Consider the following 26,984-nt stretch of genomic DNA (forward strand, 5'->3'; position numbering starts at 1 on the left):
ACATTGAGGGACTCGGAGTCCCTCAATGTGGCATTCACGGACCTGCGGGGGTGCGGGGGCCCGGCAGGCATCGTCTCGGCAGATGAGACGAGTCATCCAGGCAGTGGACGTGCCGCGAAGCGTGTGGCATGATGCCCACATGGCCACCATCGCCACGATTATTGCCGAGCGCGCCGGATAGGTGCTCCACGAGAGCATCCGGCGCGCAGCCTTCCGCATTCCTGCGGGAGGCTTTTTTGTTGCCCAAAAGGCACAGCGTTGTCCAAGAACAGTTTTCCCTGGCCTAGGAGCTGACCGTGAACCGCAAGGAGCCCGCCGATACTCCGCTCGGCGACGCGTTCCACCTCTACGACACGACCCTGCGCGACGGTGCCCAGCGCGAGGGGATCTCCTACTCCGTCACGGACAAACTGGCGGTGGCCCGGCTGCTCGACGAGCTCGGCGTCGGGTTCATCGAGGGTGGCTGGCCGGGCGCGCTGCCCAAGGACACCGAGTTCTTCGCCCGCGCCGCCGCCGGGGAGTTGCAGCTCAAGCACGCCGCGCTGGTGGCGTTCGGGTCGACCCGCAAGGCGGGGGCTACCGCCGACGCCGATCCGCAGGTCCGCGCGCTGCTCGACGCGCAGGCGCCGGTCGTGACGCTGGTGGCCAAATCGGATCTCCGCCACATCGAGCGCGCGCTGCGGGTCGACGTGGACGAAGCGTGCGCGATGGTGCGTGACACGGTTGCTTTCCTTGTCGGCGAAGGACGTCGAGTGTTCCTCGACGCCGAGCACTTCTTCGACGGCTACGCGTATTCTCCCGAAACTTCGCTGCGCGTGCTCGACGCGGCCGCGAGCGCGGGAGCCGACGTCCTCGTGCTGTGTGACACCAACGGTGGCCGGCTTCCGCTCGACCTCGCCGAAACTGTCCGTGAGGTCAAGGAAAAGACCGGGTTCCGGCTCGGAATCCATTGTCAGGACGACACTTCCTGCGCGGTGGCGAACTCCGTCGCCGCCGTGCAGGCCGGCGTGACGCACGTCCAGTGCACCGCCAACGGTTACGGGGAGCGGGCGGGTAACGCCGATCTGTTCGCCGTGACGGGAAACCTGGTGACCAAGCTCGGAATGGAGGTCCTCCCGACCGGAGGCGCCGCCGAGCTCACCCGCGTCTCCCATGCCCTTGCCGAAATCGCGAACATCGCCCCCGACACCCACCAGGCCTACGTCGGGGCGTCGGCCTTCGCCCACAAGGCGGGACTGCACGCGAGCGCGATCAAGGTGGATCCGTTGCTGTACAACCACATCGATCCAGCTTCTGTCGGCAATGACATGCGGGTACTGGTCACCGAGATGGCCGGCAGGGCCAGTCTCGAGCTCAAGGGACGTGAGCTCGGGGTCGACCTTGCCGGCCGGCCCGAAGCGCTCACCAGCGTGGTGCGGAAGGTCAAGCGGCTCGAATCGGAGGGCTGGTCCTTCGAAGCCGCCGACGCTTCGCTGGAACTGTTGCTGCGCAGGGAAGTCGACGGCCCCGAGCACGAGGTGCTCGACGAGCCGCCGTTCGAGCTGGAGTCCTACCGGGTGGTGCTCGACCACCGGCCCGACGGCGAGGTCGTCTCCGAGGCCACGGTGAAGGTGCACGTTCACGACCAGCGGGTGATCGCCACCGCGGAGGGCAACGGGCCGGTCCATGCGCTGGATGCCGCGCTGCGCAAGGCTTTGACGCCGCATCTGTCCTGGTTGGACAGTGTGGAACTGGCCGACTACAAGGTGCGCATTCTGCCGGGGCACCCCGGTACCGACGCTGTGACGCGAGTACTCGTCGAGACCACCGACGGCGAACGGGAATGGACCACGGTCGGCGTGCACGGCAACATCGTCGAGGCGAGCTGGCTCGCACTGTGCGACGCGCTGGTGCACAAGAGCCTGCGGTCATGAGGTACCCGAAAGAGTACGAGCAGCCGCCGGCCGACGATGACGATTGAGCGACTGGTCGCCCAACTGGATTCGGTGGGAGCGATGCCGGCGGCATGGCGCGAGGCTTTCCTGGCCGTGCCTCGGCATCGTTTCCTGCCACCACGATTCTGGGTGGACGACGACCAAGGCGAGCCGCGGCCGATCAGCCGCGACGACGATCCGGATCTCTGGCTGGAGTCGGCCTACCTCAACGTGCCGGTGCTCACCCAGTTCGATGACGGCCGGACCGTATGGCCTGCCGTCGACGGTGCGGTGTGCACGAGTTCGGCAAGCCAGCCCGACCTGGTACTGAGCATGCTGGCCGCCCTTGACGTGCACGATGGTCAGCGGGTGCTGGAGATCGGCACCGGTACCGGGTACAACGCCGCCATCATGGCGGCGCGGCTCGGTGCCGGGAATGTGGTCACCGTCGAGATCGACGCGGAACTCGCCGATCGAGCGCGGAATGCGTTGGCCGACAACGGCTTTCCGGTGACCGTGGTCACGGGTGATGGCGCGGAGGGCTACCGCGCGGGAGCGCCCTACGACCGGGTGCTCGCCACCGCGGCCGTGCGGGTCGGTGAGCTGCCTGCGGCCTGGCTGGAGCAAACCAAACCCGGCGGTGTCATCGTCGCGCCGATGCGCACCGATTTCAGCGGCAGCCTGCCTCTGGTGCGCTTCGCCGTCGATGAACACGGCATCGCCACCGGAAGCCCGGTCGGCAGGGTGGGATTCATGGCAGTGCGCGCTCAGCGGACCCCGGACTGGACCGTCGACGATCTTGATCCGGATGATCCCGCCGCCGAGGCTTCCACCACCACCTTGAAGCCGTGGCGGGTCGCCGAGAGCCACGACGTCCGGTGGGCCGTCGGAGTGCGAGTCCCGAACTGCGTCTGGGAACACCGTCCACCAGTGGGAGAAGGCGGCGATCATCTCCTGTGGTTACGAGATCCGACCGGCGAATCCTGGGCCGTTGCCCGCTACAGCGATGCTCCCGGACCCCGCCTCATCCGTCAGTACGGTCCCCGGCGCCTGTGGGACGAGGTGGAGGCGGCGTTCCGCGCGTGGGCCGCGGAAGGAAAGCCGCCGGTGGATGCGTGGCGGGTCGTCGTCACTCCGGAGACCGCTGAGCGATGACGCGCAGGAACGAGCCGAACGCGGCGGCGGAGAACGCCAGCGCGCCGCCCTCGGGATCCTTCGAGTCCCGGGCCGCCACCCCGCCCGGCACGAACGCCACCTCGACGCACGTGCCGTTGTTGTTGCTGTAGCTGCTCTTGACCCACCGCGTGGCAGGCGGCAGGAAGGCGATCTCAACGCAAGCGCCGTTGTTGGAGCTGTAGCTGCTCTTGACCCACTGGACGGTGGCGAGGTCTGGGGCGGACACGGCTGGCCTCCGGGCTAACTCCCGTCGATCATGGACCTGATCAACGTGACGGATTTGGTCGGTGCGGACGCGACCGACCGCAGGTTCTCGACCGCCATTTTATACGTCCGCAGGTGATCCTGGTCCTGCACGTAGACAGCACCTTCCAAGTGCTCGCTGTAGGCGATTGACTGTGCCTGGGCGAAGTCGAACACGACGAACTGCCCAGTGGTCGCGACATGCTGGCCATCCTCGGGCGAGAGCACCTGAATCGTGACATTCGGCAGTTTTGCGAGCTTGAGCAGGTGCCGGTACTGGGCTTGGCGGATCTCCTTGGTGCCGATGTTGAACCGTAGGGCCGCCTCGCCGATCACCGCGTGCAGTTCGAGCGGGTCGTCCTCGGTGAGCCGTTTGGCGCGGGCCAGTCGGAAGGACACGAACCGCTCGCTATGGTCTCGACGGACGAAGCCAGCCGACTCGGTGAGGGCTTGAGCGTAGTCCTCGGTCTGCAGGAGGCCGGGCAACACCATGGGCTCGAACACGAACTCGGCGTCGGCCAGGCCTTCCAACCCGACGAAGGTTTTCACCCAGTCCGGCACGACATTTGACCAGGGCGCCCACCAGGACTTGCCCTCGGTGCTGCCCGCGAGCGAGGTCAGCCGGTCGATGTCGCGCTGCGCGACGCCGTAGGAGCCCAGCAGCCTCGCCACGTCATCGGGGTACTGCTGGTACCGGCCGGTCTCCATGTGCCCGACCTTGGCCCGCGTGATGCCGGACGCGTCCGACGCCTCGGCGATGGTCATGCTGGTCTGCCTGCGGAAGTGCGCCAGCTCCACGCCGACCAGCCAGCGCAGTGCCGAAGGATCGTTCCTGGTTGCCATGGCGCCCATCCTCTCTCGCTTCGCGAGGTTCGGGTGTCGCCCAATGGTGTGATTGTCATCGCTAGACATCTCGCATAGATTTCAGCTAGCCGAACTCGGGAGGGCGAAGTGGACGTCAATGAACTGATGCTGACCGTTTTGGACGACGAGGCCAGGGAGTCCGCGCCTCGCCTGTTCGCTCTCTACGGCGTGTACCGGGAGCGGCTGGGCGAGGATGACGACGGCGCGTTCCTCGCCTTCGGCATGGAGTTCGCCGAGCCGCGCAAAGCGATCATGTGGGAGCCGGGGATGACCTGGCATTCGGATTCGGCGGCCAGCATCCTCAAGCGGTACCGCAAGACCGCCGAGGCCCGGCTGGTCTGGCTCAACGAACCGGAATGTCGCGCGATGAACGACTACGAGCTGGCGGGCGGCTGAACCGGATCGCGGACCTCGGCGGGCCGGGTGGTTACGTATACGTAGACTGGCCTCGTGCGTCTAGCTCGTATTGCCCACCCCGCCGGAGTCGCGTTCGCCTCGATCGAGGGGGACGGTGACGACGCCCAGGTCCTCGAGATCGCCGAGCACCCGTTCGGCCAGCCGAACTTCACCGGCAAGCGCTGGCCGCTGGCCGACGTGCGGCTGCTCGCGCCGATCCTGCCCTCGAAGGTGATCGCGGTCGGCCGCAACTACGCCAAGCACGCGGCCGAGTTGGGCAACGAGTTGCCCGCCGCGCCGATGCTGTTCATCAAGCCGTCGACCACCGTGATCGGCCCGCACGCGCCGATCCGCCGGCCCGCCGACGTCGGCAGGGTCGACTTCGAGGGCGAGCTGGCCGTGGTCATCGGCCAGCCGGTGAAGAACGTCAAGGCAGCGCAGGCCAAGAGCGTGATCCTCGGCTACACGATCGCCAACGACGTCAGCGCGCGTGACCTGCAGAAGTCCGACGGCCAGTGGGGCCGTGCCAAGGGCTTCGACACGTTCTGCCCGCTGGGCCCGTGGATCGAGACCGCGCTCGACCCCGAGGACCTCTCGCTGAAGGCCGAAGTGGACGGTGAGCTCAAGCAGGACGGGCGCACCTCCGACCTGGTGCACAAGATCCCCGACCTGATCGAGTTCGTCTCCGGTGTCATGACACTGCTGCCCGGCGACATCATCCTGACCGGCACTCCCGAGGGGGTCGGCCCGATCGTCGACGGACAGCAGGTCTCGATCACCATCGAGGGCATCGGCACGCTGACCAACCCCGTGGCCGGCGCCTAGTCCTTCGCCACGGGCTCCATGGCCCGGCGGGCGAACGCCGGTGCGTGCTCGGGCCGGAAGCCGAGTCCGAGCAGGAGCGCCGGGACGACGGTGAGCTTCGGGAACCGGCTGAACAGCTTGATCATCGCCGCGGGCGGGCCGTTGCGCTCGCCCGCCATCACCGGGCGCATGACGGCCCGGTGCAGAAGCCGCTGCAACCCCTGTACCAGCGCGGTCGGCAGCAGCCTGCGAGCACGGACCTTCGCCAGGTCGGCGCCGGCGGGCCTGCCGCGGCGCAGCGGCTCGGCGAGCAGGGCCGCCGTCGCGACCGCGTCCTGCACGGCGAGGTTGATCCCGACGCCGCCGACCGGCGACATCGCGTGCGCCGCGTCGCCGATGCAGAGCAACCCGTCGACGTGCCATTTGCGCAGCCGGTTCAGCCGGACGTCGAGGAACTTGATGTCGTCGGTCGTCTTCAGCTCGTGCACGCGGTCGGCGAACTCGGGGACGACCTGGACGACGTTCTCCCGGAACCACTCGATCCCGTGATCGCGCAGGTCCTCGCCCTTCGGGCCCAGATAGGCGACCTGGAAGTAGCCGGGGCGGGGCAGTGGGACGGCGAACCGGCGGTTGTGCATCCTCGGCATCAGCATTCCGGCGGCTTCGTCGTCGTGCCGGGAGACCCGGAACCACCAGGCGTCGAACGGGTTGTCGTACTCCACCGGCACCAGCCCCGCCTCGCGCCGGGCGAGTGACCAGCGGCCGTCCGCGGCGACCACCAGGTCGGCGCGCAGTTCGCCCGTCTCCCCGGCACTGGTCCGGTAGGCGATCCCGGCGACCCGGCCGCCTTCGCGGACCAGACCGGTCATCTCGGTGCTCATCCGCAGGGTGAACGTCGGTTCCTTGGTCGCGGCGTCGGCGAGCAGGTCGAGGAAGTCCCACTGCGGGACCATCGCGATGTAGGGGTGGGGCACCTTGAGACGGCTCAGGTCGGCGAGTTTCATGATCCCGCCGTCAGCCGTCGGAAAACCGGCCGAGTCGAGTTCGCTGTGCGGGATCGCGTGGAACTTCTCGCCGAGGCCCAGTTCGTCGAGCAGGGTCAGTGTCGAGGGGTGCACGGTGTCGCCCCGGAAGTCCCGCAGGAAATCGGCGTGCTTCTCCAGCACGGTCACCTCGACCCCCGCCCTGGCCAGCAGCAACCCCAGCACCATGCCCGCGGGACCGCCCCCGACGACGACGCACCCGGTGCGCTCGGTCATCTCGATCATCCCCTTATTCATCACTTGTTGAATAAGCTCAGAATGCACCCGGCACGCGGATGCGTCAAGCGTGCCGACGACGGATACGCTGATCGGGCTATGACTGAGACGACTTCTGTGGTTCGCGCGCGTTTCTGCCCTTCGCCGACCGGCACCCCGCACGTCGGGCTGATCCGGACTGCACTGTTCAACTGGGCCTTCGCCCGGCACAACGGCGGCAAACTGGTCTTCCGGATCGAGGACACCGACGCCGCGCGTGATTCGCAGGAGTCCTACGAGCAACTGCTCGACGCGCTGCGCTGGCTCGGCCTCGACTGGGACGAGGGGCCGGAAGCCGGCGGCGATTACGGGCCGTACCGGCAGAGCGAGCGGCGCGAGATCTACGCCGACATCGCCGCGCGCCTGCTCGCCGCGGGCGAGCTGTACGAGGCGTTCTCGACCAACGAGGAGGTCGAGGCGCGGCACAAGGCCGCCGGCCGGGACCCGAAGCTCGGTTACGACAACTTCGACCGCGACCTCACCGAGGAGCAGCGGGCCGCCTACCGCGCCGAGGGCCGCGTGCCGGTGCTGCGGCTGCGCATGCCCGACGCCGACCTCGGCTGGACCGACCTCGTCCGCGGTGACATCAGCTTCCCGGCGGGCTCGGTGCCCGACCCGGTTCTGGTGCGTGCCAACGGCGACCCGCTGTACACGCTGACGAATCCGGTCGACGACGCGCTCATGCGGATCACGCACGTCCTGCGTGGCGAGGACCTCCTGCCCTCGACCCCGCGTCAGCTCGCGCTGTACGCCGCGCTGCGCCGCATCGGCGTCGCCGAGTTCACCCCCGAGTTCGGGCATCTGCCTTCCGTGCTGGGGGACGGCAACAAGAAACTGTCCAAACGGGACCCCCAGTCGAACCTCTTCCTCTACCGGGAGCGGGGTTTCCTCCGCGAGGGCCTGCTCAACTACCTCGCGCTGCTCGGCTGGTCCATCGCGGACGACCGCGACATCTTCAGCGTCGACGAGCTGGTGGCGGCCTTCGAGATCGGCAAGGTCAGCTCCAACCCCGCGCGCTTCGACCTCAAGAAGGCCGAAGCCATCAACGCCACCCACGTGCGTGCCTTGCCTTCCGGCGAGTTCGTGACCCGCGTGATTCCGTACCTCATCGCCGACGGTGTCCTGCCGGGTGAGCCGGGTGAGGAACAGCTCGCGCGGCTCACCACGATCGCGCCGCTTGTCCAGGAACGGGTCACGGTTCTTTCGGACGCTTCCTCTATGGTGCGGTTCCTGTTCGTCGACGACGCGGAGTTCGTGCCCGAAGAGGACGCGGCGGCCAAGAACCTCGGTGAGGCAGCGAAACCGGTACTGAGTGCCGCGATCGCCGCGCTCGAAGCCTTGCCGTCGTGGGAGACCGGCGGTATCGAGCAGGCACTCAAAGACGCCCTTGTGGACGGTCTGGGTCTCAAGCCCCGCAAGGCTTTCGCGCCGGTGCGCGTCGCGATCACCGGACGCACGGTGTCCCCGCCGCTGTACGAATCGATGGAACTGCTCGGCCGCGACGTCTCGCTCGGCAGGCTGCGCCGCGCGCTGGACGGGTAACCGATCGGGGACGATCCACCCACCGGGAGTAGAACGACGGGGCCGGATCAGTGGAGGCGCAATCACCTCTTTGGCCGCGTCGCGCGCGCGGTAAAAGCCCTAGCCTCACGGGGTGGATTTCGCCTTGGCACCCCGGACCCCGTTGCCAACCGCTCCGCCCGCCACCGGGCAGGAACCGTGGGTACCGCCCGAACTACGGCTGGTGTGCCTCGACATCGACGACACCTTGATCGACTGCACCGCGGCGATCCGGCGCACCCTCGGCCTGCTCACCGGTCGTGGCGACCTGTGGCCGCTGTGGGACCTCATCACCGAGGAACACGTCGCGCTCGTCGTGGCCGGCCAGATCGACTACCCGACCATGCACCACCGGCGCACCGAGTGCTTCCTCGCCGAACTCGGCATCATCGCCGACGCCGATCAGGTGAACTCGTTCGAACGTCGCCGTCGCGAACTGCTGGCCGATTCCTGGGCGCTCTTCGACGACGTCATGCCGTGCCTGGAATGGCTGCGCGCCGCCGGGCTGCGGCTGGCGGCCGTGACGAACGCCTCGGGCGCGCACCAGCGAAGAAAGATCTCCGACCTCGGCCTCGCCCCGTTTTTCGATCACGTCGCCATCGCCGGCGAACTCGGCGTCGCCAAACCCCATCCTGTGATGTTCCACTCGGTTTGCCTCGAACTGGACTGCGATCCCGCCCGTGCCGTCCATGTGGGAGACAAACTGGACACCGACGCCATCGGCGCGTACAACGCGGGCCTCGGCGCGGTCTGGCTCGACCGCGACGGCGTCGGCGAGCGCGCGCCCGAGGGTGTACACACCGTCACGACCCTCGGCCAACTCCCTGAGCTGCTGGTTTCCGAGTACGCCACCGTCGGCGTGCCCGCGCAGCGCAGCGGTGGGACCCCCGCGTTCACACTCCGGGACCGCGTGCTCTAGTATTTCTCCTCGTGCGGTGCTGAGCCACGCAAGACCGGATCAGTACCTCACTGGGGTATGGTGTAATTGGCAGCACGACTGGTTCTGGTCCAGTTAGTCTAGGTTCGAGTCCTGGTACCCCAGCTGCAAGAGAGACCCCCTCTCAAGCCGGGAAATCGGCTCTGATAGATTCTCTCTCGCAAGAAAAACAGAAAACTCCCCGGTCATACGGGGAAAAGTTCCTAAGCCCCCGTCGTCTAGCGGCCTAGGACGCCGGCCTCTCACGCCGGTAGCGTGGGTTCGAATCCCATCGGGGGTACGCGAGCGAAGCGAGCCCGTGTCTGCTGAAAAGCACAGACGCGGGCTCGCTCGCGTTGTGTCTACCCGGGGGCCCAGCCCCCGGACCCCCAGGGTGCGGTAGGTGGCAGACCCAGCGTGGTCCTGTCCGGTTGCCGTGCTGGTTCTCGAGTTGAGTGGCTTCGAAACAGTTCCCCGCAGCAGCGGCGGGGGAGCGGAGGCCGGGTTGGCGGTCAGGTAGGGGAGCGCGTCGAGCAGTTCGAGGTCGGCGGGTTTCGGCCTGTCCGGCTCGGTGGCGTCTTGGGCGGCGAGCTGGGCGAGAGCGCTCTGGGTCTTGTTCTTCTGGCCTTCGAGGTCGTTGTAGGTCTGCCGGAGCGCTTTCGCGAACGGGTCGTCCGGATCGCCTGCCTGGGCTTGCCGCATCACGGCGTCCTGGCGCTTTGCCACGTCGGCCAGTTGTCGCTGGAAGCGTTCTCGTTCGGTTTGGCGCTCGCGGGCGGCGTGGTCGTCGAAGCCGGCGAGGTCGTTGGCGAGGATCGTGTGGCGGTGGGCTCCGAACACTCGGTCGGCGTAGAAGCGGGCGACGGCGTCGAGCAGGTCGTCTTCGCGGATGCGGATCGCGGTGGGGAGGCCGGCGTGCGGGTCGGGGCCGCCGCGGTTGTTCTTGCGGGGCCAGCAGAGGTAGTAGAAGAGCCGGTTGTGCTTGGTGTCGCCGATCATCCGGCGTCCACAGCTGTGGATTACTCGTCCTCGGAACAGGAACGTCCTTCGGGTTTGGGGGTGTTTGTGCAGCTGGTTGCCATCGCGCGTGGCGCGCTGTGCGTTGATGGCGTCGAACATCCACTTGGGGATGAGCGGTTCGTGGATGGGTTGCGGGGACCAGACCCACTTGATCGGCTCGTTCACCTTGCCGCGCTTGGAGGTCGTGGCGCGCCGGTTGAAGACCTGGTAGCCGGTGTATTTGGGGTTGCTGAGGATGTGGTAGACGGCGCTTCTGCTCCAGGTGCCGCGGGTGCGTGCCTTGCTGGGGGCTTCGGGTGGTGGGTAGCGCTGGAGGTCGGCGTTGAGACGGTCGGCGATGACGCCGCAGCCGAGCCCCTCGTAGTAGCGCCACAACGCCATCTGGGTGACGGTCTCGCCGCGGATCCCGTCGGGCTCCAGCCGAGACTTGGTTCTGCCCTTCTCGGCCTTCATCGGGTTCGGATGGTGACGTGGGCCGCGGCGGCGATGTCGGCGACGCTGATGTCGGTGTCGGCGTGGTCGTCGACGAACGAGATCGCCTGGCGCAGAGTGGCCGGGTGGGAGTCGCGGCGGTCCTCGATGGTCGGCTCGGTCAGCGCGGTGTTGGGGAAGGTGTGGAGCAGCATGGCGGCCAGCGGCCGGGCGGCGTTGCTGGCCACGAGTGGTTGCCGCCTGGCTTCGGGCCGGTCGCGCAGGCTGGTGGCGAGGTAGTCGGCGGTGGCGCCCAGGTGCTGTGCGGCGGCCGGGGTCACGGGAAGCCGGTCAGTGAACCGGATCGGCTCCAGGCGGAGTGTCTCGGCGGAAGCGGCCCCTGGGCCGGGACAGTGAACGGCAGAGCGACGCTTTGGACCGCGCCACGGCCCACTCGCACCCGGTAGGAGGCGTCGTTCTCGTGCCGGGAGAAGAGGCACAGCTCGCCGGGCCCGAACCGGGGGTGAGTGCCTGCGGACCAGTAATCCACGATCACGGTGCGGGAACGGACGAAGGACAGTATCGGCACCGATTCCAGGGTGTAGTCGATTTCGGTGCCGCTGTGCGTGGCGTTCTCCAGAGAGAACGTGTCGGTGGCCATCCGGAGGTTGCGGAACGAAAAAGGGCCCGCATAGCCGGTGATACACACAGTGCCGTAGGAAGCGGTCAAATACTCGCTCGCCTGGTCCCGATCGCTGGTCTCGAACACCCGTTGCGGCGGCGATGCGGGAGCGGTCATCGTCAGAACTCCTTGACGCGACAAAGAGAAACCGGCGACGTGTGATCCGGGCGTCGCACCAGTACGGCGAGCAGTCTCCACCCGCCCACGCGATACCGATACGTCCAGCGAACACATCCACGCGGCCGGAGTAACGAACCGGCTCACACTGCTTCGACGGAGCCAGCAGGTACCAACACAACCCCAGCGCGACAGAAGAGCACATCCGACGACGAAGCCGCGATCGAGGACCGCTACGCGGGGTAGCAGGCAGGTCTCCCCGAACCGAACCAGGACGCGGCCTCAACCCGCGCTGGTGACCAGCCAAGATCGACAACCAAGATCAGCGCCGGGTCGGCCAGCAGGCCACAAGCACGCCGACACCAGAAGAAAATGAAAAGTCAGTGAGACAGGTGACACGAAAAGTCTCTGAGACGCACATCGAATCCGCAGGTTGGCGCAAGATCAAACGAAAACCTCGAGGCGAACCTACAGCTGTCCGTACAGCATCCACACGAACCTGCGGTTCATCGGCAACGCCGTCGGTTTGCCGACCACGGTTTTCTTCCTGGCGCCGCTGATCCGGACGTGGCTTATCGGCCCGATCGGCACCGTCCTGGCCGTTCCGCCCACCCTGCTCGCCACGCCTTGATCAGCGCATCGACCATCCAGACCGCATCCCCGTCTCGCCGGGAATGTTCAGGTCACCCAAGACCGTGAATAGTTACACGAATTTGTGTACGGCGAGTGCGCGTATGTCGGTGAGCAGTCAGGATGGTGGCAGATCTCCCGCCTGGTGAAAGGACCGACAACGATGGAACGTGTATCAGATTCCTTGGCCGACCTGGCGAAACGCGCCAAAGCCGCCGAGGATGCGGCTGATGCGGCAGCTACGGAAACCCGGGAAAAGCTGGCCGCACGCGTGGAAAAGGCGCGCGCCGAGGCCGACGGAGACGCCGAGAAGCTGCGTGCGAACGCCAACGCCGCCGAGCAGGACCTCGCGGACTATTGGCAGCAGATCCAGACCGGATGGAAAGACCACGTCCGCAAAACCCGGGCCACATTGCAGGAAAAGCACCTCAAACACGACGCGGCCAGGGCGGCACGGCAGGCCGACCGTGCGGAGGCCAACGCGGCCGACGCCATCGCTTTCGCCATCGGGGCCATCCAGGAGGCCGAGTACGCCGTCCTGGACGCCGCGTTGGCCCGCGCCGACGCCGAAGACGCGAAGGCCGCGACATGACCACGGCAACGGGCGGCCTGGGCCCGGGCTCCCGCGGTGGGGCGGACATGAGCGCGCACAGTGAACCGGCATGGGAAGGCCCGATCCAGCGCTTGGCCCGCGGAGCCTGGCAGGCGGTGCTGGGCGCCGGCGCGGCGGCCCTCGTCCTCGGCGCCCTGGTACTCCTATGGCCCGGAGTGACCATCGGGGTCGCCGCCGTGGTGTTCGGCATCTACCTGGTGCTCAGTGGGATCGCCCAGATCGCGGCCGCGTTCGGGGCCTTCGCCTCCGGCCCGATGCGAGTCATGTCGTTCATCAGCGGCGCGCTCTCCCTGATGCTCGGTGTGCTCTGCTTCCGGGACTCGCTGATGAACTCGGTGCTGCTGCTCACCCTGTGGATCGGGATCGGCTGGCTGTTCCGCGGCATCACCCAAACCGTGGCGGCGGCCTCGGATCCGGCGATGCAGGCGAGGGGCTGGCAGGTGTTCCTCGGGATTATCACCGGGTTGGCTGGCGTGGTTTTCCTGGTGTCACCCTTCTCCTCGATCGTGGTGCTGACCGTGGCCGGCGGCTGCTGGCTGCTGGCCCTCGGCGTCGTGGAGATTGTCGCCGCGTTCCGGTTGCGACGCCAGGCCAAGCGGTTACCCGGCCAAGCACAAACCCACTCGGGGTGAGCCTCAGTCCGTTTTCCGCCGGCGGTGCAGCCGGCGGACGGTATCGCGCCGGTTGGTGACCACCGCGCTGGCCAGGTTGGCGGCGAAGGTGACGAACAGCCCGATCGACAGCAACGCATAGGCGATGGTGAAAACCTTGGCCAGCGCGGTGGTCGGCGCGAGATCCCCATAGCCGATGGTGAGCCCGGTACAGATGGCGAAGTAGAAACTGTCCAGCGGGGACCAGCCTTCGGCAACCGTGTAGAAGACGGTCGCACTGATGAGCAGAGTCACCAGACTGACGATTACTCCTCGGGACGCGTGGTCCCGCCAGCTCGCGCGAAGCGCCGCCACAAGCCGGGTAACCATGATCGCGATCCCGAACACGGCGTAAGGCTATGAGCTGCCTTACCGCTTTGGCGCCGCGAGAGTGCCGAATTCACCCAACCCAGGGAGCAGGACAACCCACGGCACAGCGTGGTCAGAGCCAGCCGAGCTGGTCGGCGATACGTACCGCGTCCGTGGCATTGCGCGCGGAGAGTTTGCCGATCACCCGGGTGATGTGATTGCGCACGGTTCCCTCGGCGAGGAACAGTTGTTTCGCGATTTCCGGCGGTGGCGTGCCCACCGCGGCGAGTTGGAGAATACTGCGTTCGCGCGGAGTCAGGGGATTCTCGCCGATACCGAGTGCGGCGGAGACCAGGTCCGGGGACACCACGCGTTTCCCGGCGTGCACCTGCCGGATCCCGGCGACCAGTTCGCCGCCGGACACCCCCTTCGGCAGAAAACCGTCCACGCCCGCGGACAGGGCTTCGCGCACGGTACCCGGCTTGTCCAGCGAGGTGAGCAGCAGGATCCGGACGTCGGAAGGCTGGCGTCGTAGTTCGGTGGCCACGGCGATCCCGTTGATGTCCGGCAGGCCGATGTCGAGGATCACCACGTCCGGTTTCCTGGTGGTGACCAGCGGGACGACGTTCCCGCCGCAGTCGGTCGCACCGATGACCTCGATGTCCTGTTCCAGTTCGAGCAGCGACACCAGCGCATCACGGAGGACACGTTGGTCCTCGGCCAGCAGCACCCGGATCGTCACGCGTTCTCCCCCTGTCGGGCGGGCCGGAGGTCGTTGGCGATATCGCTCGGTCGCACCGGCTGGGCGGGTATCTCGACCTGTAGCGTGAACCTTCCCCGTGACCGATTGACCGTCACGGAGCCGCCGGCTTCCTCGACTCGATCGGTGATGCAGCGTGGCGTGGAGCCGATCCGCTCCTGGCCGCGCTGTGCCACGCCGTCGTTCGCCATGGTGAGGGTGTACACCTCGTCGGCTTCGTTCAGCGTGATGACGCATTCGGTGGCCGTGCTGTGTTTCAGCACGTTGGTGGTGGCCTCGCGGAGCACCCAGCCCAATACCTCCGCCGTGTCGCCGTCGGGCTCGTCCCCGATGCGGAGCAGGCAATGGATCCCGGATGCTTCGAGGAGCTCGGTGGCGCCGTACAGTTCGCGGTCGAAGCTGGTTTCCAGCACGCCGTGGGCGATCCGCCGGACGTCGTCGAGGGATTCCCGGGCGGTGTCGTTGACCGCCCGCATCTCGGTCCGGGCCTTGGCATCGTCCACTCCGGACACCCGTTCGGCCAGCTCGCTGCGCAACATAATGGCGACAAGGCTATGGCCGAGACGGTCATGGAGCTGCTGGGACATTCTGGAACGTTCGCGAGCTACACTCAATCGGGTGATCTCCGCGCGTGCCCGCAGCAGGTCCACGGAGAGCAATGCCATGTTGACCATACATCGCATCGCCAAGCCAACGACAAAATACTGTGCGGTGGAGTCCCAGTTAATCCATACCGTGCGCAGGATATTCGGCTGGTGATGCACTCCTGGTATCAATGGGCCCACGACATAGGTAGCGTAAAATAGATAAGCCACGTAAACGCCGCCGTGGAGCCACCATGCCAGCGCTCCTGGGATCATGATGAGCGTAAGCCAGGAGAACGTTGATTCAACGGGCGCGATTTGCGGTGGCACTATCAGACACGTAGTAACCATCAGCGTGATCTGCGCAAGTGCAAGCACGATCATCGAACGGCGGGGTGCGTTCTGGATCCGGTAAGTCAACCCTAGGACCAGGACAAGAATCTGAGGCGCCAGCCAGGGTACTGAGCGTAGCGCCGCTCCTGTGCCGTAATCAAGCTTTAACCTATCGAAGAGGGTTATGCCCACGTACACGAATGCGATCGACACAATGCCGAGCACGGCGAATCTTGTTGTTCTGCCCGCCGACCAGACTACCTTTATCTGGCCAGCTGTAGCGTCCCAGAATCTCTTGTGCGGTTTCATCCGTTCCCCGATCGGCTTACCCGCCGCCCCGGCCACAGTGGACGGATGTCGGCATGGTACGCACACCTCCGCTGAAGCGCGATGGTGTCTCCGGTGGTGGCACCCTTCCGGGGGACGTTGTCAGGGTTGGATGGTGGACGCGTCGGTCGGGAACAGCCAGCCGTCGATGGCGGGGAAGGCCAGATACCACAGCGCCAGGCCGAGCCCGGCCAGTATCGCCAGGCAGAGAGCTGCTTTCACGGCGATCGGGCCGGGGAGCAGCCGCCACAGGAACGAGCACAGCGTCATGGTCGGTTCACTTCCCGTTGGATGTGGTGAGGCCTCGGTGCGGCTCCCCCGATTCGAGCCACACCGAGGCACTTCTTCCTGCGCCAGCAGCCCGGAAAGCTGGGGGCAACGGGCTGCCGATCCGCGCAACCGGTGAAAGTCGACCGCGATGCCGCTTCCTGGTGCGCTGAGTTCATGATGCCCGGTAGCCGGCACCGGGGAAACTACAGCATTCAATTGTTTCTCCGGGAACGGTCACACTGGCGACCCATGAATATTTACACGGGTGCCGCTTCTTCCGCGGTGGTCGTGAAGGGCGTCATCGGCGCATTGTGTAATGTTTCACCAGATCTCGGCAGGTCGTGGATAGCGTATCTTACCGTCGTTAGCATCCTTGATGTCCGTCAGCGCCGAGGTGGCGCCGGAATTCCTCTCACGGGTATTGGTGATGGCACTCATGAAGAACAACATCCTGATGATCGCCGGGACCAGGCCGGAGGCGGTCAAACTGGCGCCAGTCGCGCTGGCCATGGCGGGGCACGCGTCGATGACTCCGCAGATCGTCGCCAGCGGGCAGCATCCGGCCATGGTCGGGCAGGCACTGGAACCGTTCGACCTGCCCGTCGACCGGCAACTGTCCTTCGCCCGTGGCGACGGCGGGCTGGCTTCGGTCACCGGTGGCATGCTCGGCGCGCTCGACGGCGCGATCAGCGAATTCGCGCCGTCCGCGGTAGTCGTGCAGGGCGATACGGCGACGACCCTCGCCGGTGCCCTTGCGGCTTTCTGGCGGGGAGTACCGGTCGTGCACGTCGAGGCCGGGCTCAGGACGGGAAATCTGCGTGCGCCTTTCCCAGAAGAGGCGAATCGGGTCCTGGTTTCCAGAATCGCGTCGCTGCATCTGGCGCCGACCGAGGCTGCCGCGCGGGCCTTGCTGGCCGAGGGGGCTCCCTCGGAGCGGGTGGTGGTGACCGGGAATACGGTCGTCGACGCCCTGCATCACATCGCCGCGAAGGAGCTGCCGATCGCCGACCCGGATCTGCGCGAGGGCGTCCGGGATGCCCGGCGGTTGATGCTGGTGACCATGCACCGGCGCGAATCGTGGGGCGATGGTATCGATCGGGTGCTCACCGCCGTGCGAAAGATCGTCGCCGCTCATCTCGAGCTGTGGGTGGTGTTGCCCGCGCATCCCAATCCGGCCGTGCGCGCCCAGATCGAGGCCGCCCTGCGCGATACGCCCCGGGTCACGATCACCGGCCCGCTGGCCTATTCCGACCTGGTCTGGGTGATGCGGCGCTCCGCGCTCATCGTCACCGACTCGGGCGGTATCCAGGAGGAGGCGCCGAGTTTCGCCGTACCGGTGTTGGTGACCAGGGAAGTCACCGAACGCCGGGAAGCCGTCGAGTCCGGCAGCGCGTGGCTGGTCGGCACGGACGACGCCCGGATCGTCGAGATGGCCGAACGGCTGCTGGCGAACAAGATGGAGCTGGCCGCCCGGAATCCTTATGGCGCCGGTGATGCCGGGTGCCGTACCGTCCGCGCGATCGAGAGTTTCCTAGGCCTGCCCGCGGCGGAAATGGCCGCGTAGCGATGGTACGAAACACCGCCACCGTGAGCCGCGGGCGGGAGTGGACGCTTCGGGTGGTCCGCAGCATGGGCGAGATCTGCGTGACGCTCGGCATCGTCGGGTTGCTTTTCGTCGCCTACAAGACCTGGGGCCAGCTCGGCGAACTGCATGACGCTCAGTCCAAACTGGACCATTCACTGGAGCAGCAGTGGAGTGGCCCGGCGACACCGTCGGCGCCGCCCGACCCGACGGTGGACCGGCCTGCCGCTCCAGGGTCGGCGGCGCACCCAGAACGACCGACGGCGGAAGGACAACCGCTGGTCCGGCTTGCGATTCCCCGTCTCGGCCTGCGCTGGGTGGTGACGGAGGGCACGACCCAGCAGGCGCTGCGATCCGGCCCCGGCCATTATCGGGGTACCCAGATGCCCGGCGAAATCGGGAATTTCGCGGTCGCCGGACATCGTATTCCCGGCGTGTTCTGGAATCTCGACGAACTCGTCGCCGGTGACGTGATCGAGGTGGAAGGTCCGCGGGTGCGGTACACCTATCAGGTCACGGGCACGCGCATCGTGGCCCCGAGCGCTTCGGCGGAACTCGCGCCGGTACCGGGGCAGCCCGGTGCCCAGCCGACCGAGTCCCGCCTGGTCCTGACCACCTGCAACCCGAAGTGGGACAACTATCAGCGCCTGATCGTGGAAGCCCGGCTGCGGCCGGAAGCCCCGAAGGGCTGAGCGGTCATCCGCCCGTTCCCGGCCGGACCGGCGTCGGCCTGGGGCATGTGAAGAATTACACCAACGGGACCGTGTAATTGTCACGCGAAGTCTCAACAGATTCCTCACCGGCCCTTCGGAACCACTTGTCCGGCCGGTTGGGTATTCATAGTCTCGAATCACAAGGAACTCGCTCGAGTTCGACTCCGAATGAAAGTTGATTCCATGACGAAGGCAATTCGGAAGCGCAGGGGGCTGCGCCCCCTCGCTCGCGCCGCGGTGCTCACGACGCTCAGTGTCGCGATGGTGGGCGGCGTTGCCTCCCAGGCCATGGCGGCGTCGGATCCGCAGTACATGAAAGAACTGGAAAAGACGACTGATTCATCGCCTCGCGTGCACATCTACGCGGATCTGTATAAGAATGCGGTTGTGCCAGGTCAGCGAGCCACAGTGGCCGCCGACTTTGACCCGTGGAACATCTGGAACACGTTCCAGTCCAGTGTGGCCGGGAAGGACGACTTCTCTATCACGCAGGATCTCGTTAAGTTTCTCGCCTGGCAGACGTCGAGTATCCGTCTCAACGATGTTCCCTGTGATCAATACGGTGCAGGGAAGCCGGGGTTCAAGGTGGCGGACTCGAAGAACGGCTTCAACGTCGATCCTGTTGACGCACTCGGTCTTGTTGATCAGACCCGGGCGATCGTGGGAACTGTGTTCAACGGGGTCGGCCTTAACAAAGTTGGGGATTTCCTTCACTCGAGGGTTCGCGCAGTCTGCACGTTCACCGTTCCTGTGGACGTTCGTGGCGACATCACGGTGCGTGCCAGTGTGGAGCAGAGGAACTTTCTCGGCCTTTTCACCCAAGTAAGTGAGGGTCGGGCTTTCCTGCCCGTCGAGGCGCCGCAGCCACCGGCCAAGCCGACCATCTCGGGTGTCAGCAACGGGAGTCTCGAAGTTCCGGCGGGCGGAGAGGTGACGGGGACCGGGACGCCCGGCACGACCGTGCGGTTGAAGGTGCCGAACCACGGCGATGTCATCGAAGAGACCAAGACGCCAGTTGACGCCCAGGGATATTGGAGGGTCAAGCTGCCTGCGCGGTTCGTGGCGGGTACCCCCTATCTGATCCAGGCGGTGTCCCAGTTCCCTGACCGCCCGGAAAGGTCGGAGTCGGAGCCGACGATCCTCAACGTCAAGCCGAACACCCCGGACGTGCGGCAGCCGGTGATCACCTCGCCGCAGGGCGGCACGGTGAAACCGGGCGAGGAGCTGACGGTGACCGGGAGCGACGGCAGTGTGGTGACCCCGGTCGACCAGAACGGCAAGCCGGTCGGGCCGCCGGTGGAGATCAAGGACGGCCAGGCGAAGGTCAAGCTGAACGCCGATCTGCCGGACGGCGCCAATGTCAGGATCGAGGCGAAGGCCAAGGACGGTAGCGGCGAGCCGGTCTACTCGGACCCGAAGAAGGTCCAGACTCCGGTGACCAAGCCGACGGTGGACAAACCGTCTGGTGCGGTGCAGCCGGGGGGCGAGGTGACCGGTACTGCCCCGGCGGGAAGCTCGGTGCAGCTGAAGGACAAGGATGGCAAGCCGATCGGCCAGCCGGTGACCGTCGGCCCGGACGGCAGGTGGAAGGCCACGCTGCCGGCGGGTCTGGCCGAGGGGCCGCATGAGGTGACTGCCGAGGCGACGCCGTCCGGTGGCCAGCCCGTCCAGTCGGACCCGCAGACCATCGAGGTCAAGAAGCCGGATGATTCGGCTGGCGTGCCGAGCAAGCCGGTGATCGAGACGCCGGAGCCGAACGCCGAGGTCGGTCCCGGCGCTGAGGTCAGTGGCACCGCTCCGGGTGCGGAGAAGATCCAGTTGAAGGGCTCCGACGGCAATCCGATCGGGGGGCCGGTGACCGTCGGCCCGGACGGCAGGTGGAAGGCCACGCTGCCCAAGGATCTGACCGTGGGCCAGCACGAAGTGACCGCGGAGGCGTCCAACGCGAAGGGGACGACCCAGTCCGACAAGGTTCCGTTCACCATCAAGCCGGGCAACGAGAACGACCTGAAGGACGTCTGGCAGTCCAGCCTGACCCTCGGCAAGGACAACCGGAACGTGGTGACTGTGACGTTCAATGCCGAGGGCACACCGGTCGACCTCGGGTCGAAGGCGATCGTCTTCAACGCGCCGGCAGGTATCAAGTTCACCGGTGTCGCAACGGTGCAATGGGACAACGGCGAGGCGGCCAACTTGAAGGTGGAGCAGAGCCCGGACGGGAAGACGCTGACCATTGTCGACTCGGCCAAGCTTCGCACCACCGACAAGAACAAGGCGACGCATTTCACGCTGGTCTTCCAGGTCGAGAATCCGCCCGCGAACCCGGATCTGAAACTGGATTGGAATGTCAAGGTCGGCGAGCGCACTTTCCCGCTCAGCGGTGGAGTCACCAATCGCGATTAACGCGATTCGGTAAACCGTAATGTGCAACCGGGCTGGGGTCGTCGGCGGCGGCCCCAGCCCGGCCAGGGAAACCGTTCACCGGAAACGGAGAGGACGATATGTACCTCGTTACCAGTGCCCTCTGGGTATTCATGGCCTACGTGGGTATGGCCTATTACGTCGTCCTCTTCGGACTCGGGACGCTCCAGTTACGTCGAGCCGGGCTTTCCCTGCGTACCCAGGAAACCGCGGCCAGGGAACCAGGTGGCAGCCGCGGTTACCGGATCTACTACGTGATCGCCGCGCTGAACGAGGAACAGGTCATCGGGCGCACCGTGGACCGGCTGGTCCGTGGCACGACGGGGCAGGTGATCGTGGTCGACGACGGCTCGGCGGACGACACCAGCGAACAAGCCAGGCTGGCCGGTGGCGACCGGATCACCGTGCTGCGTCGCGAACTGCCCAACGCCCGCCGCGGAAAGGGCGAGGCGCTCAACCATGCGCTGCGCCATATCGTCGCCGACACTCGCGCCGACGGGGCGGATCCCCGCTCGGTACTGGTCTGCGTGATGGACGCCGATGGTGAACTCTCGCCCGGTGCGGAGACGTTGTTCGCCGAACAGTTCACCGATCCGGCCGTCGGCGGCGTGCAGCTGGCCGTGCGAATCCGGAACAACGCGAAAGTCATCACCAGGGTTCAGGATGTGGAATTCTGGTTGATCTCGGCGCTGAGCCAGTTCGGCCGGATGCGTACCGGCACCGTCAGCCTTGGCGGCAACGGGCAGTGCACGCGGTTGTCCGCCCTGCTCGACGTCGGCGAGGCGCCGTGGTCGCGGTCGATCACCGAGGACCTTGACCTCAGCATCAGCTTCAACGTGCTCGGCTGGCGCACCACCTCGATCGCGCGGGCCTATGTGTCGCAGCAAGGAGTGACCAGGTTCGACACCCTGCTGCGGCAACGCACCCGCTGGATCCAGGGCACGATGCAGGCCACCGCCCGGATCCCGGAGATCTGGCGCTCGCGTGCGCTGGGCAACGCCGGTGCGCTCGAACTGTGCTACTACACGTTGCTGCCCTGGATCCTGATCCTGCCCGCCGCGGTCGTGCAGCAGTACCTGCTCGTCATGGCGATCACCGACGGCGGCATCGTGCTCGGCACGGTCGCGCGCGGTGGGCTGTCCGGTTTCGGCTACGGCCTGCTGTGGTATTTGACCTCATTCCTGCCCAATCTGGTGATGGGATTCCTTTACCACAGACGGACTCGACAGGTCTCCCTCGGTTACGCGCTGTTCCTCGGGCACCTGCTCATCATCTGGAACTACATTGCCTACGTTTCCGCGTTCCGGGCACTGGGCCGAATCATCATCGGCCGCCGGAACTGGGCCAAAACGGCCCGTGTCGACGAGCGGGAAGGAGGTGAACCATGTACGGAAACTTCGTTCCCGGTACCGGCCTCGCGGTGACCGGCTGGAGCCTGGGGATTTTCATCATCGGTGCGCTGGCACTCGTCGTGATCGGGCTGCTGCTGTGGAGGATGGGAAAGCGAAAGGCGAAGCGCGAAAATTGACGCGCCACCGCCCGTCCCTGCGGATTCCCTCCGTTGGCTACTCCGGTCCGGCGGAGGGAATCAATCCTGGTTGACAATACCGGAAGATCGGTTGGTCAAAGGTGTTTCTCCTGGTGTGTGCCACGGTCGTGGTGATCGTTGGCGCGTCGGCGACGACGCTGTCGTTGGACCTTCGCCGAGGGTTGGATATCGTACTGGGACTGGTCGTACTCGGTACCGCACAGGTGGCCTTGCTGGTACTGCTCGCCGGTGGGCTGCTCGGTAGCCTGTCCGCGGGATCGCTGCTCGCCCTCGCCGCGGGTATCAGCGCGGCGCAGTGCGCGGTCGGCCTGGTCTGGTTCCGGGCCGCTGCCATCCGGTCCTGCCGAACCGTAAAAGGGACCGTGGCGGGGCTGTTCAAGGGCAGGGCGAATGTCCTCATTGTCCTGGCCGCCGTCCTGGTTGCCGGCCAATACGTCTGGCGTACCGTGCTCGGCCTGAGCTTCCCGATGGTCGACTACGACACGCTCGCGTACCACTTGCTTGGCCCCGATTCCTGGCTACAGCAGGGCCGGATCGGGCACACCCCGCAGAACCTCTTCGCCGATGTCTACCCGGACGGTCAGGGGCTGATCGTGGCCTGGGTCGGCGCCTTCCTCGGCACCACGAAATATGCCTGGATGGCCCACTTTCCCTTCATCGCCATGGGATTCCTGGCCACCGCCGGACTGGCCCGCCAGCTCGGTGCGGGCCGTGGCCTCGCCTGTTTCGCGGGGCTGGTCTTCCTGGCGGCGCCCTCGGCGTTCCTGGAGGTACCGACCGGCATGGTCGATATCGCGGCCGCCGCGACCGCCGTGGCGGCGATCTACCTGACCCTGTCGATGTCCAGGGTCGCTGTGGAAACCGGTGCGGGCACTGCCCAGTTCGCGCGCCATTTGGCCGTGGCCGGGTGGGCGCTCGGGCTGGCGGTCTCGGTGAAGTCGTCGAACCTGCTGACGGTTGTCCTGGTGGGCGTACTCGTGTTCGTGGCCCATCGGCGCATCCGGCGGGAGTCCGCGGCGGTGCAGGGGGAACACCGGGCGGAAACCGATGTCCTCGCCCGGCTCCGGCCGCTCGCGGTCAGCGGCGCGTTACTGGGCCTGCCGATGGCGTGTCTGGGCGCGTACTGGTACATCCGCACCTGGCTGGCCTACGACAATCCGTTCTATCCGGTGAGCATGCTGGGCTTCGCCGGGCGCGGCCCGGCGGACGAGGTGCTCCGGCTCAGTGCCTCGACGAACATGCCCGAACCGTTGCGCGATCAGCCCTTCGGCTGGCTGGGACAGACGTTTCGCTCCTGGTGGGACGATCTGAGCCTCCGGGACTACGACTACGCGCCCACCATCGGCGGTTTCGGCATGGTCTGGTTGCCGATCATCGTCCCGCTCGCGGCGCTGGGCTGCTACGTGCTGTTCCGCCGGGGCCGCAGGGTGGAATGCGTGGCGCTGGTCGGTTTCGCCGTGCTGTGGCTGGCGATGTCGCCGGCCGCCTGGTACGGCCGGTTGAACCTGATCGTGGTCGCGATCGGCGCGGCACTGGCCATGGTCGGGCTGACGGCGATCTCGTCGCGGTGGGTCCGCAATGGACTCCTGGCCGCGGCGGTGGCCGCGATGGCGGTGACGATGTGGTGGGCGACCAATCCCTCCTACTACCAGGTGCGCAACGCCGACGGGTCCTATCACCTGCTCACCGCGGCCGAAGTCGCCCGGCATATATGGCTCGGCAATACCGACGAGGTACCTGTTGAGCCGGTCAGCGAGTACCGCGGTCTGGACGCGGCGGTGCCGGAGGGTGGCACGATCGCGGTCAGCTCGACCACCGGGGACCAGCCGTTCACCCACCCGCTGCTGGGAGATCGCGGTCAGCGACGCCTTGTCGTGCTGGACAATCCGCGCACGGTGGAGGATCTGCGTGCCCAGATGCACGCCAGCGGCGCCAGCTACGTACTGGTGGGCGGGACGTACCCGCAGCCCGAGTTCGCGGCGGCGATCAACAACGACCGCACCCACTTCCGGCTGGTGCGGGTCGAGGGTGGACTGCAGGGCGCCTCGCTCTACCAGCTCGGCGATTTCCCTGGCTTGTGCCCCTCGGGCGTACCAGAGGTTTCGGCAACGATGGGGAAAGCCTGGACGGTGGATGTCGGGGTCAAGACCCGCTGCGGCAATCCCGTGGTCGATGACACGGTCACCCTGTTCTATCGGGAATCCGGGAAACCCGATCAAGCCGTTTCCGTCACACAGTTGAACGACGATGGCACGGCCCGATTCGTCGTCCCCGAGGAAATGCGGAAGGCCGGCGGTGTCCTGTTCACACGTACCCAAGGAATATTCGGAACCTATTACCGGGCGGCGTCAGGATATGTACCGATCGGCTGATGAGGACACCATCCGGTGGCCGGAGCAGCACACCAGTGTCCACATGGGACGCGAGGCCTGGCGAGCCGCGATCGCCGGCCCCGGCACCCGGACCCTGCTGGTGCTGGACGCGAGTTTCGCGGCGGCCAGGTTCCCGCTCGTGGAAAGCATGCGCAAGGCGCTGGGACTGCCCGCCGGGCAGATCCAGGTGATCCAGCCACCCGCGACGGTGGAAGGGGTCGAATCGCTCGCCGCGGTGCTGGCGGCCACTTCCGCCGACCGGGTGGTGGCGATTGGTGGCAGCGGCATCCTCGACACCACCAAACTCGCCTGCCGGCAGTACGCCGACCCGCGGACCCTGCCGACCATCCGGGCCCGCGGCGCCCGGCACGGCCTGGTCGAACTGCAGGCCGGGGCAGGCGGGCAACCACAACGGATCCTCATCCCGACGACCATCGGATCGGCCGCGGAACTGCGCCCGTACGCGATGGTCCGGTTACGCGGGCACCGGCGTCTCGTGCACGGGCCGCACCTGACGCCGGAAGTCGCGGTGCTGGACAGCATGTTCACCGCGTCCCTTCCCTGGCAGATCCTGATCGAGGGGATTTCCGCGGCCCTGTTGCGTTTCGTCGACCCCTACACCGACGGCACGGTCCGGGACACCTTGGGCGAAACCGCGACGAGAGCCACTGTGCGCGTGTTGGTGAAGTGCGGTATTCGTGCGCTCGACGGCGACTGCGGACCGGCCGACCAGTTGGTTGCCGCGCGCGCGAACGCCGCGCGGGAAGCAGGCCTGGTGTTTCGCCGGGATTCGCTGTATATCGACAAATGCCGGGTGGTCGCCAGTGAACTGGCAACCCACCTCGGTGTGCACCCGGTGGCCGCGGTGGCGGCGCTGCTGCCGGCCTGGTGGCGACGTATCGAAGACGGGGACGACCGGTTCGGCGATCGGGCGTGTCTGCACAAGGCCTGGCACTGGATTCGCTCGGCGAGCCGCGGCCGCTGGTCCGTCGACCCGGTCACCGGAATCGCCGGACTGACCCGCGACTGGGGACTCAACGGGCAACTCGGCGGCAAGGACAACACCGCCGCGATCGTCGCCGCACGCACCCTGCGTTTCTGGGGTGGCAAGGGATCCCCGTTCACCGGGATCACCGCCGACGACCTCGGGGAACTGATCAGCGAGTCCCTGAGTGTCAGGTCCAAGGCGGGCCGAGCCGGACACGCCCGGTAAGAGGCCACGAGGAGATTCGGCCGGTCAGCCGCTCCTGGCCGATGTCGCCGCGAGCGTGACGGTAAGCCGGAACCGGCTGGTGGTGACGTCCGTGGCGCAGGTTCCGCCGACTCGCTGAACCCGTTCGGCGATACCGGTCAGCCCACGACCCGGCGCCCCGTCACCGCGTCCGGTGACCCCGTCGTTCTCGATCAGGAACTCGAACCGGTCACCGGTACGCATCAGCTCAAGCGTGCAGATCGTCGGCTCACTGTGCCGCAGGATATTGGTCACCGATTCCCGCAGCACCCAGGCCAGGACGTCGGCGGCGGGCCCTTCGGGATACTCGCCGATCCGCAACCGGCAGGCCGCGCCGCGCGATTCCAGCAACTCGACCGCAGCGGTCAGTTCGGCATCCAGATCCGCCACCAGCGTCCCGTGCGCGATACCGCGCATTTCCTGCAATGCCCGGCGTGCCACCAGATGCGCGGCCTGGCTTTCCCGTTCCGAGCGCCCCGGGGCCGCGGTCACCAGCCGTCCCGCCAGTTCGGTACGCATCATGATCGACACGAGATCCTGTCCGAGCCGGTCGTGCAGATCCTGGGATATGCGGTCCCGTTCCTGGGTCACGGTCAGCCAGGCGATCTCGGCCTTGGCTTTGGCCAGTTGCGCCGCCTGCACCGTAAGCCACGCCATCGAACGCATCGCGAACCCGCCGACGACATAGACGATGACGAAGTACACCACGGTCGTCGTTTCCGGGCTGGCCGCGGCGGGTAAAGGCCATAGCCGCGGCACCGCGGAGATGACGAGCCCGACCCCGAAGTAGGCGGCCCAGCACCACAGACTGGTGACCAGGACCAGCGGCAGGAGCCCGACCATGGCGATGCTCGCGGCCGGAAGCAGGTGATGATGGAACACGATCGTGGCCACGCACGCGAGCGCCGCGCTCGCCAGCACTAGCGGCCAGGTTCGGCGTAGCGTCATCCCGGTCACCCGCAGCATCAGCCCGTACAGGCAGATCAGCAACTGCAGCACGATCAGCGCGGTGTAGCCGACGGCCGCGAGGAGATGCCCGGGATCCTCGGTGATCTTCATGGCGCCGGGGACGATGACCACGGCCACGACGAAGGAGACGATGCCCGCGACGGCGAGCGGGAACGAGCGCCCGCCCGTGCGGGCGATCCGCCAGGAACGACGCGTCGCGGGGACCGCACGCGGGAAGCGACTCACCCCGTGTCCCCCTCCCATGCTGCACGACGAGCCGCGCACCAAGGGC

General features: G+C 66.8%; 25 protein-coding genes, 2 tRNA genes and 1 pseudogene. 16 read left to right on the plus strand and 12 right to left on the minus strand.

All coding sequences use genetic code 11. The annotated features are described in order from the left end of the window. Nucleotides 1–296 precede the first annotated feature (296 nt). Nucleotides 297–1,913, plus strand: coding sequence for a citramalate synthase (gene cimA / locus ACFW0G_RS14885; RefSeq protein ID WP_378325732.1), 1,617 nt, complete (start codon nucleotides 297–299; stop codon nucleotides 1,911–1,913). 36 nt (nucleotides 1,914–1,949) lie between these two features. Next, a complete protein-coding gene (locus tag ACFW0G_RS14890) occupies nucleotides 1,950–3,068 on the plus strand; it encodes a methyltransferase domain-containing protein (RefSeq protein ID WP_378325734.1) in 1,119 nt (372 codons plus the stop codon). Here the strand turns inward: ACFW0G_RS14890 and ACFW0G_RS14895 are convergent. Beyond that, nucleotides 3,043–3,315, minus strand: coding sequence for a DUF397 domain-containing protein (locus ACFW0G_RS14895; RefSeq protein WP_378325736.1), 273 nt, complete (start codon nucleotides 3,313–3,315; stop codon nucleotides 3,043–3,045). The genes ACFW0G_RS14890 and ACFW0G_RS14895 overlap by 26 nt on opposite strands. A gap of 14 nt (nucleotides 3,316–3,329) precedes the next feature. Beyond that, nucleotides 3,330–4,244 (minus strand): helix-turn-helix domain-containing protein, encoded by a 915-nt coding sequence (locus tag ACFW0G_RS14900; RefSeq protein WP_378325737.1) that lies wholly within the window; start codon nucleotides 4,242–4,244, stop codon nucleotides 3,330–3,332. 39 nt (nucleotides 4,245–4,283) lie between these two features. On the opposite strand from ACFW0G_RS14900, the gene ACFW0G_RS14905 reads away from it, so the two are divergent. Together ACFW0G_RS14905 and ACFW0G_RS14910 are read left to right on the plus strand one after the other, a co-directional pair. Continuing rightward, the gene (locus tag ACFW0G_RS14905) at nucleotides 4,284–4,592 is read left to right on the plus strand and encodes a hypothetical protein (protein ID WP_378325738.1); all 309 of its coding nucleotides are present in this window, start codon (nucleotides 4,284–4,286) and stop codon (nucleotides 4,590–4,592) included. A 54-nt stretch (nucleotides 4,593–4,646) separates the two neighbouring features. Further along, nucleotides 4,647–5,417: a fumarylacetoacetate hydrolase family protein gene (locus ACFW0G_RS14910; RefSeq protein ID WP_378325739.1), complete on the plus strand. Its 771-nt coding sequence runs from the start codon at nucleotides 4,647–4,649 to the stop codon at nucleotides 5,415–5,417. Here ACFW0G_RS14910 and ACFW0G_RS14915 read toward each other — a convergent pair. Beyond that, entirely contained in the window at nucleotides 5,414–6,655 is a 1,242-nt protein-coding gene (locus ACFW0G_RS14915; RefSeq protein WP_378325740.1) for an FAD-dependent oxidoreductase, read from the minus strand. The two genes, ACFW0G_RS14910 and ACFW0G_RS14915, sit on opposite strands and share 4 nt — an antisense overlap. Nucleotides 6,656–6,754: 99 nt before the next feature. On the opposite strand from ACFW0G_RS14915, the gene gltX reads away from it, so the two are divergent. The 4 genes from gltX (at nucleotide 6,755) to ACFW0G_RS14935 (ending at nucleotide 9,471) form a co-directional block, all read left to right on the plus strand. Continuing rightward, on the plus strand, nucleotides 6,755–8,236 hold the full coding sequence (gene gltX, locus ACFW0G_RS14920; protein WP_378325741.1) for a glutamate--tRNA ligase: 1,482 nt from the start codon (nucleotides 6,755–6,757) through the stop codon (nucleotides 8,234–8,236). A 202-nt stretch (nucleotides 8,237–8,438) separates the two neighbouring features. Continuing rightward, a complete protein-coding gene (locus ACFW0G_RS14925; RefSeq protein ID WP_378325901.1) occupies nucleotides 8,439–9,173 on the plus strand; it encodes an HAD family hydrolase in 735 nt (244 codons plus the stop codon). Between the two features lie 51 nt (nucleotides 9,174–9,224). Beyond that, a tRNA-Gln gene (locus tag ACFW0G_RS14930) sits at nucleotides 9,225–9,296 on the plus strand. Nucleotides 9,297–9,398: 102 nt separating this feature from the next. Beyond that, a tRNA-Glu gene (locus ACFW0G_RS14935) sits at nucleotides 9,399–9,471 on the plus strand. A 566-nt stretch (nucleotides 9,472–10,037) separates the two neighbouring features. Here the strand turns inward: ACFW0G_RS14935 and ACFW0G_RS14940 are convergent. The 4 genes and pseudogenes from ACFW0G_RS14940 to ACFW0G_RS14955 form a co-directional block, all read right to left on the minus strand. Next, a pseudogene (locus tag ACFW0G_RS14940) lies at nucleotides 10,038–10,643 on the minus strand (recombinase family protein); the annotation flags it as partial. Next, complete coding sequence (locus ACFW0G_RS14945; protein WP_378325743.1) at nucleotides 10,640–10,942, minus strand: hypothetical protein; 303 nt, start codon at nucleotides 10,940–10,942, stop codon at nucleotides 10,640–10,642. The pseudogene ACFW0G_RS14940 and the gene ACFW0G_RS14945, both read right to left, overlap by 4 nt. Continuing rightward, nucleotides 10,939–11,400, minus strand: coding sequence for a hypothetical protein (locus tag ACFW0G_RS14950; protein WP_378325745.1), 462 nt, complete (start codon nucleotides 11,398–11,400; stop codon nucleotides 10,939–10,941). The genes ACFW0G_RS14945 and ACFW0G_RS14950 overlap by 4 nt, the downstream gene beginning before the upstream one ends. 468 nt (nucleotides 11,401–11,868) lie before the next feature. After that, complete coding sequence (locus ACFW0G_RS14955; protein ID WP_378325746.1) at nucleotides 11,869–12,024, minus strand: hypothetical protein; 156 nt, start codon at nucleotides 12,022–12,024, stop codon at nucleotides 11,869–11,871. 190 nt (nucleotides 12,025–12,214) lie between these two features. Between ACFW0G_RS14955 and ACFW0G_RS14960 the strand changes: the two genes are divergently transcribed. Together ACFW0G_RS14960 and ACFW0G_RS14965 are read left to right on the plus strand one after the other, a co-directional pair. After that, nucleotides 12,215–12,622, plus strand: coding sequence for a hypothetical protein (locus tag ACFW0G_RS14960; protein ID WP_378325747.1), 408 nt, complete (start codon nucleotides 12,215–12,217; stop codon nucleotides 12,620–12,622). 47 nt (nucleotides 12,623–12,669) lie between these two features. Further along, nucleotides 12,670–13,275, plus strand: a complete 606-nt coding sequence (locus tag ACFW0G_RS14965; RefSeq protein WP_378325748.1) for an HdeD family acid-resistance protein — start codon at nucleotides 12,670–12,672, stop codon at nucleotides 13,273–13,275. 3 nt (nucleotides 13,276–13,278) lie between these two features. Here the strand turns inward: ACFW0G_RS14965 and ACFW0G_RS14970 are convergent, their stop codons facing one another. From ACFW0G_RS14970 to ACFW0G_RS14985, 4 genes are all read right to left on the minus strand, one after another. Beyond that, complete coding sequence (locus tag ACFW0G_RS14970; protein WP_378325750.1) at nucleotides 13,279–13,641, minus strand: potassium channel family protein; 363 nt, start codon at nucleotides 13,639–13,641, stop codon at nucleotides 13,279–13,281. A 94-nt stretch (nucleotides 13,642–13,735) separates the two neighbouring features. Then, nucleotides 13,736–14,344 (minus strand): DNA-binding response regulator, encoded by a 609-nt coding sequence (locus ACFW0G_RS14975; RefSeq protein WP_378325751.1) that lies wholly within the window; start codon nucleotides 14,342–14,344, stop codon nucleotides 13,736–13,738. Next, nucleotides 14,341–15,504: a sensor histidine kinase gene (locus ACFW0G_RS14980; protein WP_378325753.1), complete on the minus strand. Its 1,164-nt coding sequence runs from the start codon at nucleotides 15,502–15,504 to the stop codon at nucleotides 14,341–14,343. The genes ACFW0G_RS14975 and ACFW0G_RS14980 overlap by 4 nt, the downstream gene beginning before the upstream one ends. A gap of 204 nt (nucleotides 15,505–15,708) precedes the next feature. Beyond that, nucleotides 15,709–15,876, minus strand: coding sequence for a hypothetical protein (locus ACFW0G_RS14985; RefSeq protein WP_378325754.1), 168 nt, complete (start codon nucleotides 15,874–15,876; stop codon nucleotides 15,709–15,711). Between the two features lie 376 nt (nucleotides 15,877–16,252). Here ACFW0G_RS14985 and wecB point away from each other — a divergent pair, with 376 nt between their 5' ends. The 6 genes from wecB to ACFW0G_RS15015 all read left to right on the plus strand — a co-directional run bounded on the left by wecB (nucleotide 16,253) and on the right by ACFW0G_RS15015 (nucleotide 25,726). Further along, nucleotides 16,253–17,440 (plus strand): non-hydrolyzing UDP-N-acetylglucosamine 2-epimerase, encoded by a 1,188-nt coding sequence (wecB, locus tag ACFW0G_RS14990; protein WP_378325755.1) that lies wholly within the window; start codon nucleotides 16,253–16,255, stop codon nucleotides 17,438–17,440. Between the two features lie 23 nt (nucleotides 17,441–17,463). Beyond that, nucleotides 17,464–18,150, plus strand: coding sequence for a class E sortase (locus tag ACFW0G_RS14995; RefSeq protein ID WP_378325757.1), 687 nt, complete (start codon nucleotides 17,464–17,466; stop codon nucleotides 18,148–18,150). A gap of 204 nt (nucleotides 18,151–18,354) precedes the next feature. Next, on the plus strand, nucleotides 18,355–20,574 hold the full coding sequence (locus ACFW0G_RS15000) for a hypothetical protein (RefSeq protein ID WP_378325758.1): 2,220 nt from the start codon (nucleotides 18,355–18,357) through the stop codon (nucleotides 20,572–20,574). Between the two features lie 131 nt (nucleotides 20,575–20,705). Next, entirely contained in the window at nucleotides 20,706–22,016 is a 1,311-nt protein-coding gene (locus tag ACFW0G_RS15005) for a glycosyltransferase (protein WP_378325759.1), read from the plus strand. 286 nt (nucleotides 22,017–22,302) lie between these two features. Then, the gene (locus ACFW0G_RS15010; protein WP_378325760.1) at nucleotides 22,303–24,513 is read left to right on the plus strand and encodes a hypothetical protein; all 2,211 of its coding nucleotides are present in this window, start codon (nucleotides 22,303–22,305) and stop codon (nucleotides 24,511–24,513) included. A gap of 43 nt (nucleotides 24,514–24,556) precedes the next feature. Then, complete coding sequence (locus tag ACFW0G_RS15015) at nucleotides 24,557–25,726, plus strand: iron-containing alcohol dehydrogenase (RefSeq protein WP_378325761.1); 1,170 nt, start codon at nucleotides 24,557–24,559, stop codon at nucleotides 25,724–25,726. 24 nt (nucleotides 25,727–25,750) lie between these two features. On the opposite strand, the gene ACFW0G_RS15020 is transcribed toward ACFW0G_RS15015, so the two are convergent. Then, nucleotides 25,751–26,938, minus strand: coding sequence for a sensor histidine kinase (locus ACFW0G_RS15020; RefSeq protein WP_378325763.1), 1,188 nt, complete (start codon nucleotides 26,936–26,938; stop codon nucleotides 25,751–25,753). Nucleotides 26,939–26,984: the final 46 nt, after the last annotated feature.

This window comes from Amycolatopsis sp. NPDC058986 (assembly GCF_042741125.1).
GTDB lineage: Bacteria > Actinomycetota > Actinomycetes > Mycobacteriales > Pseudonocardiaceae > Amycolatopsis.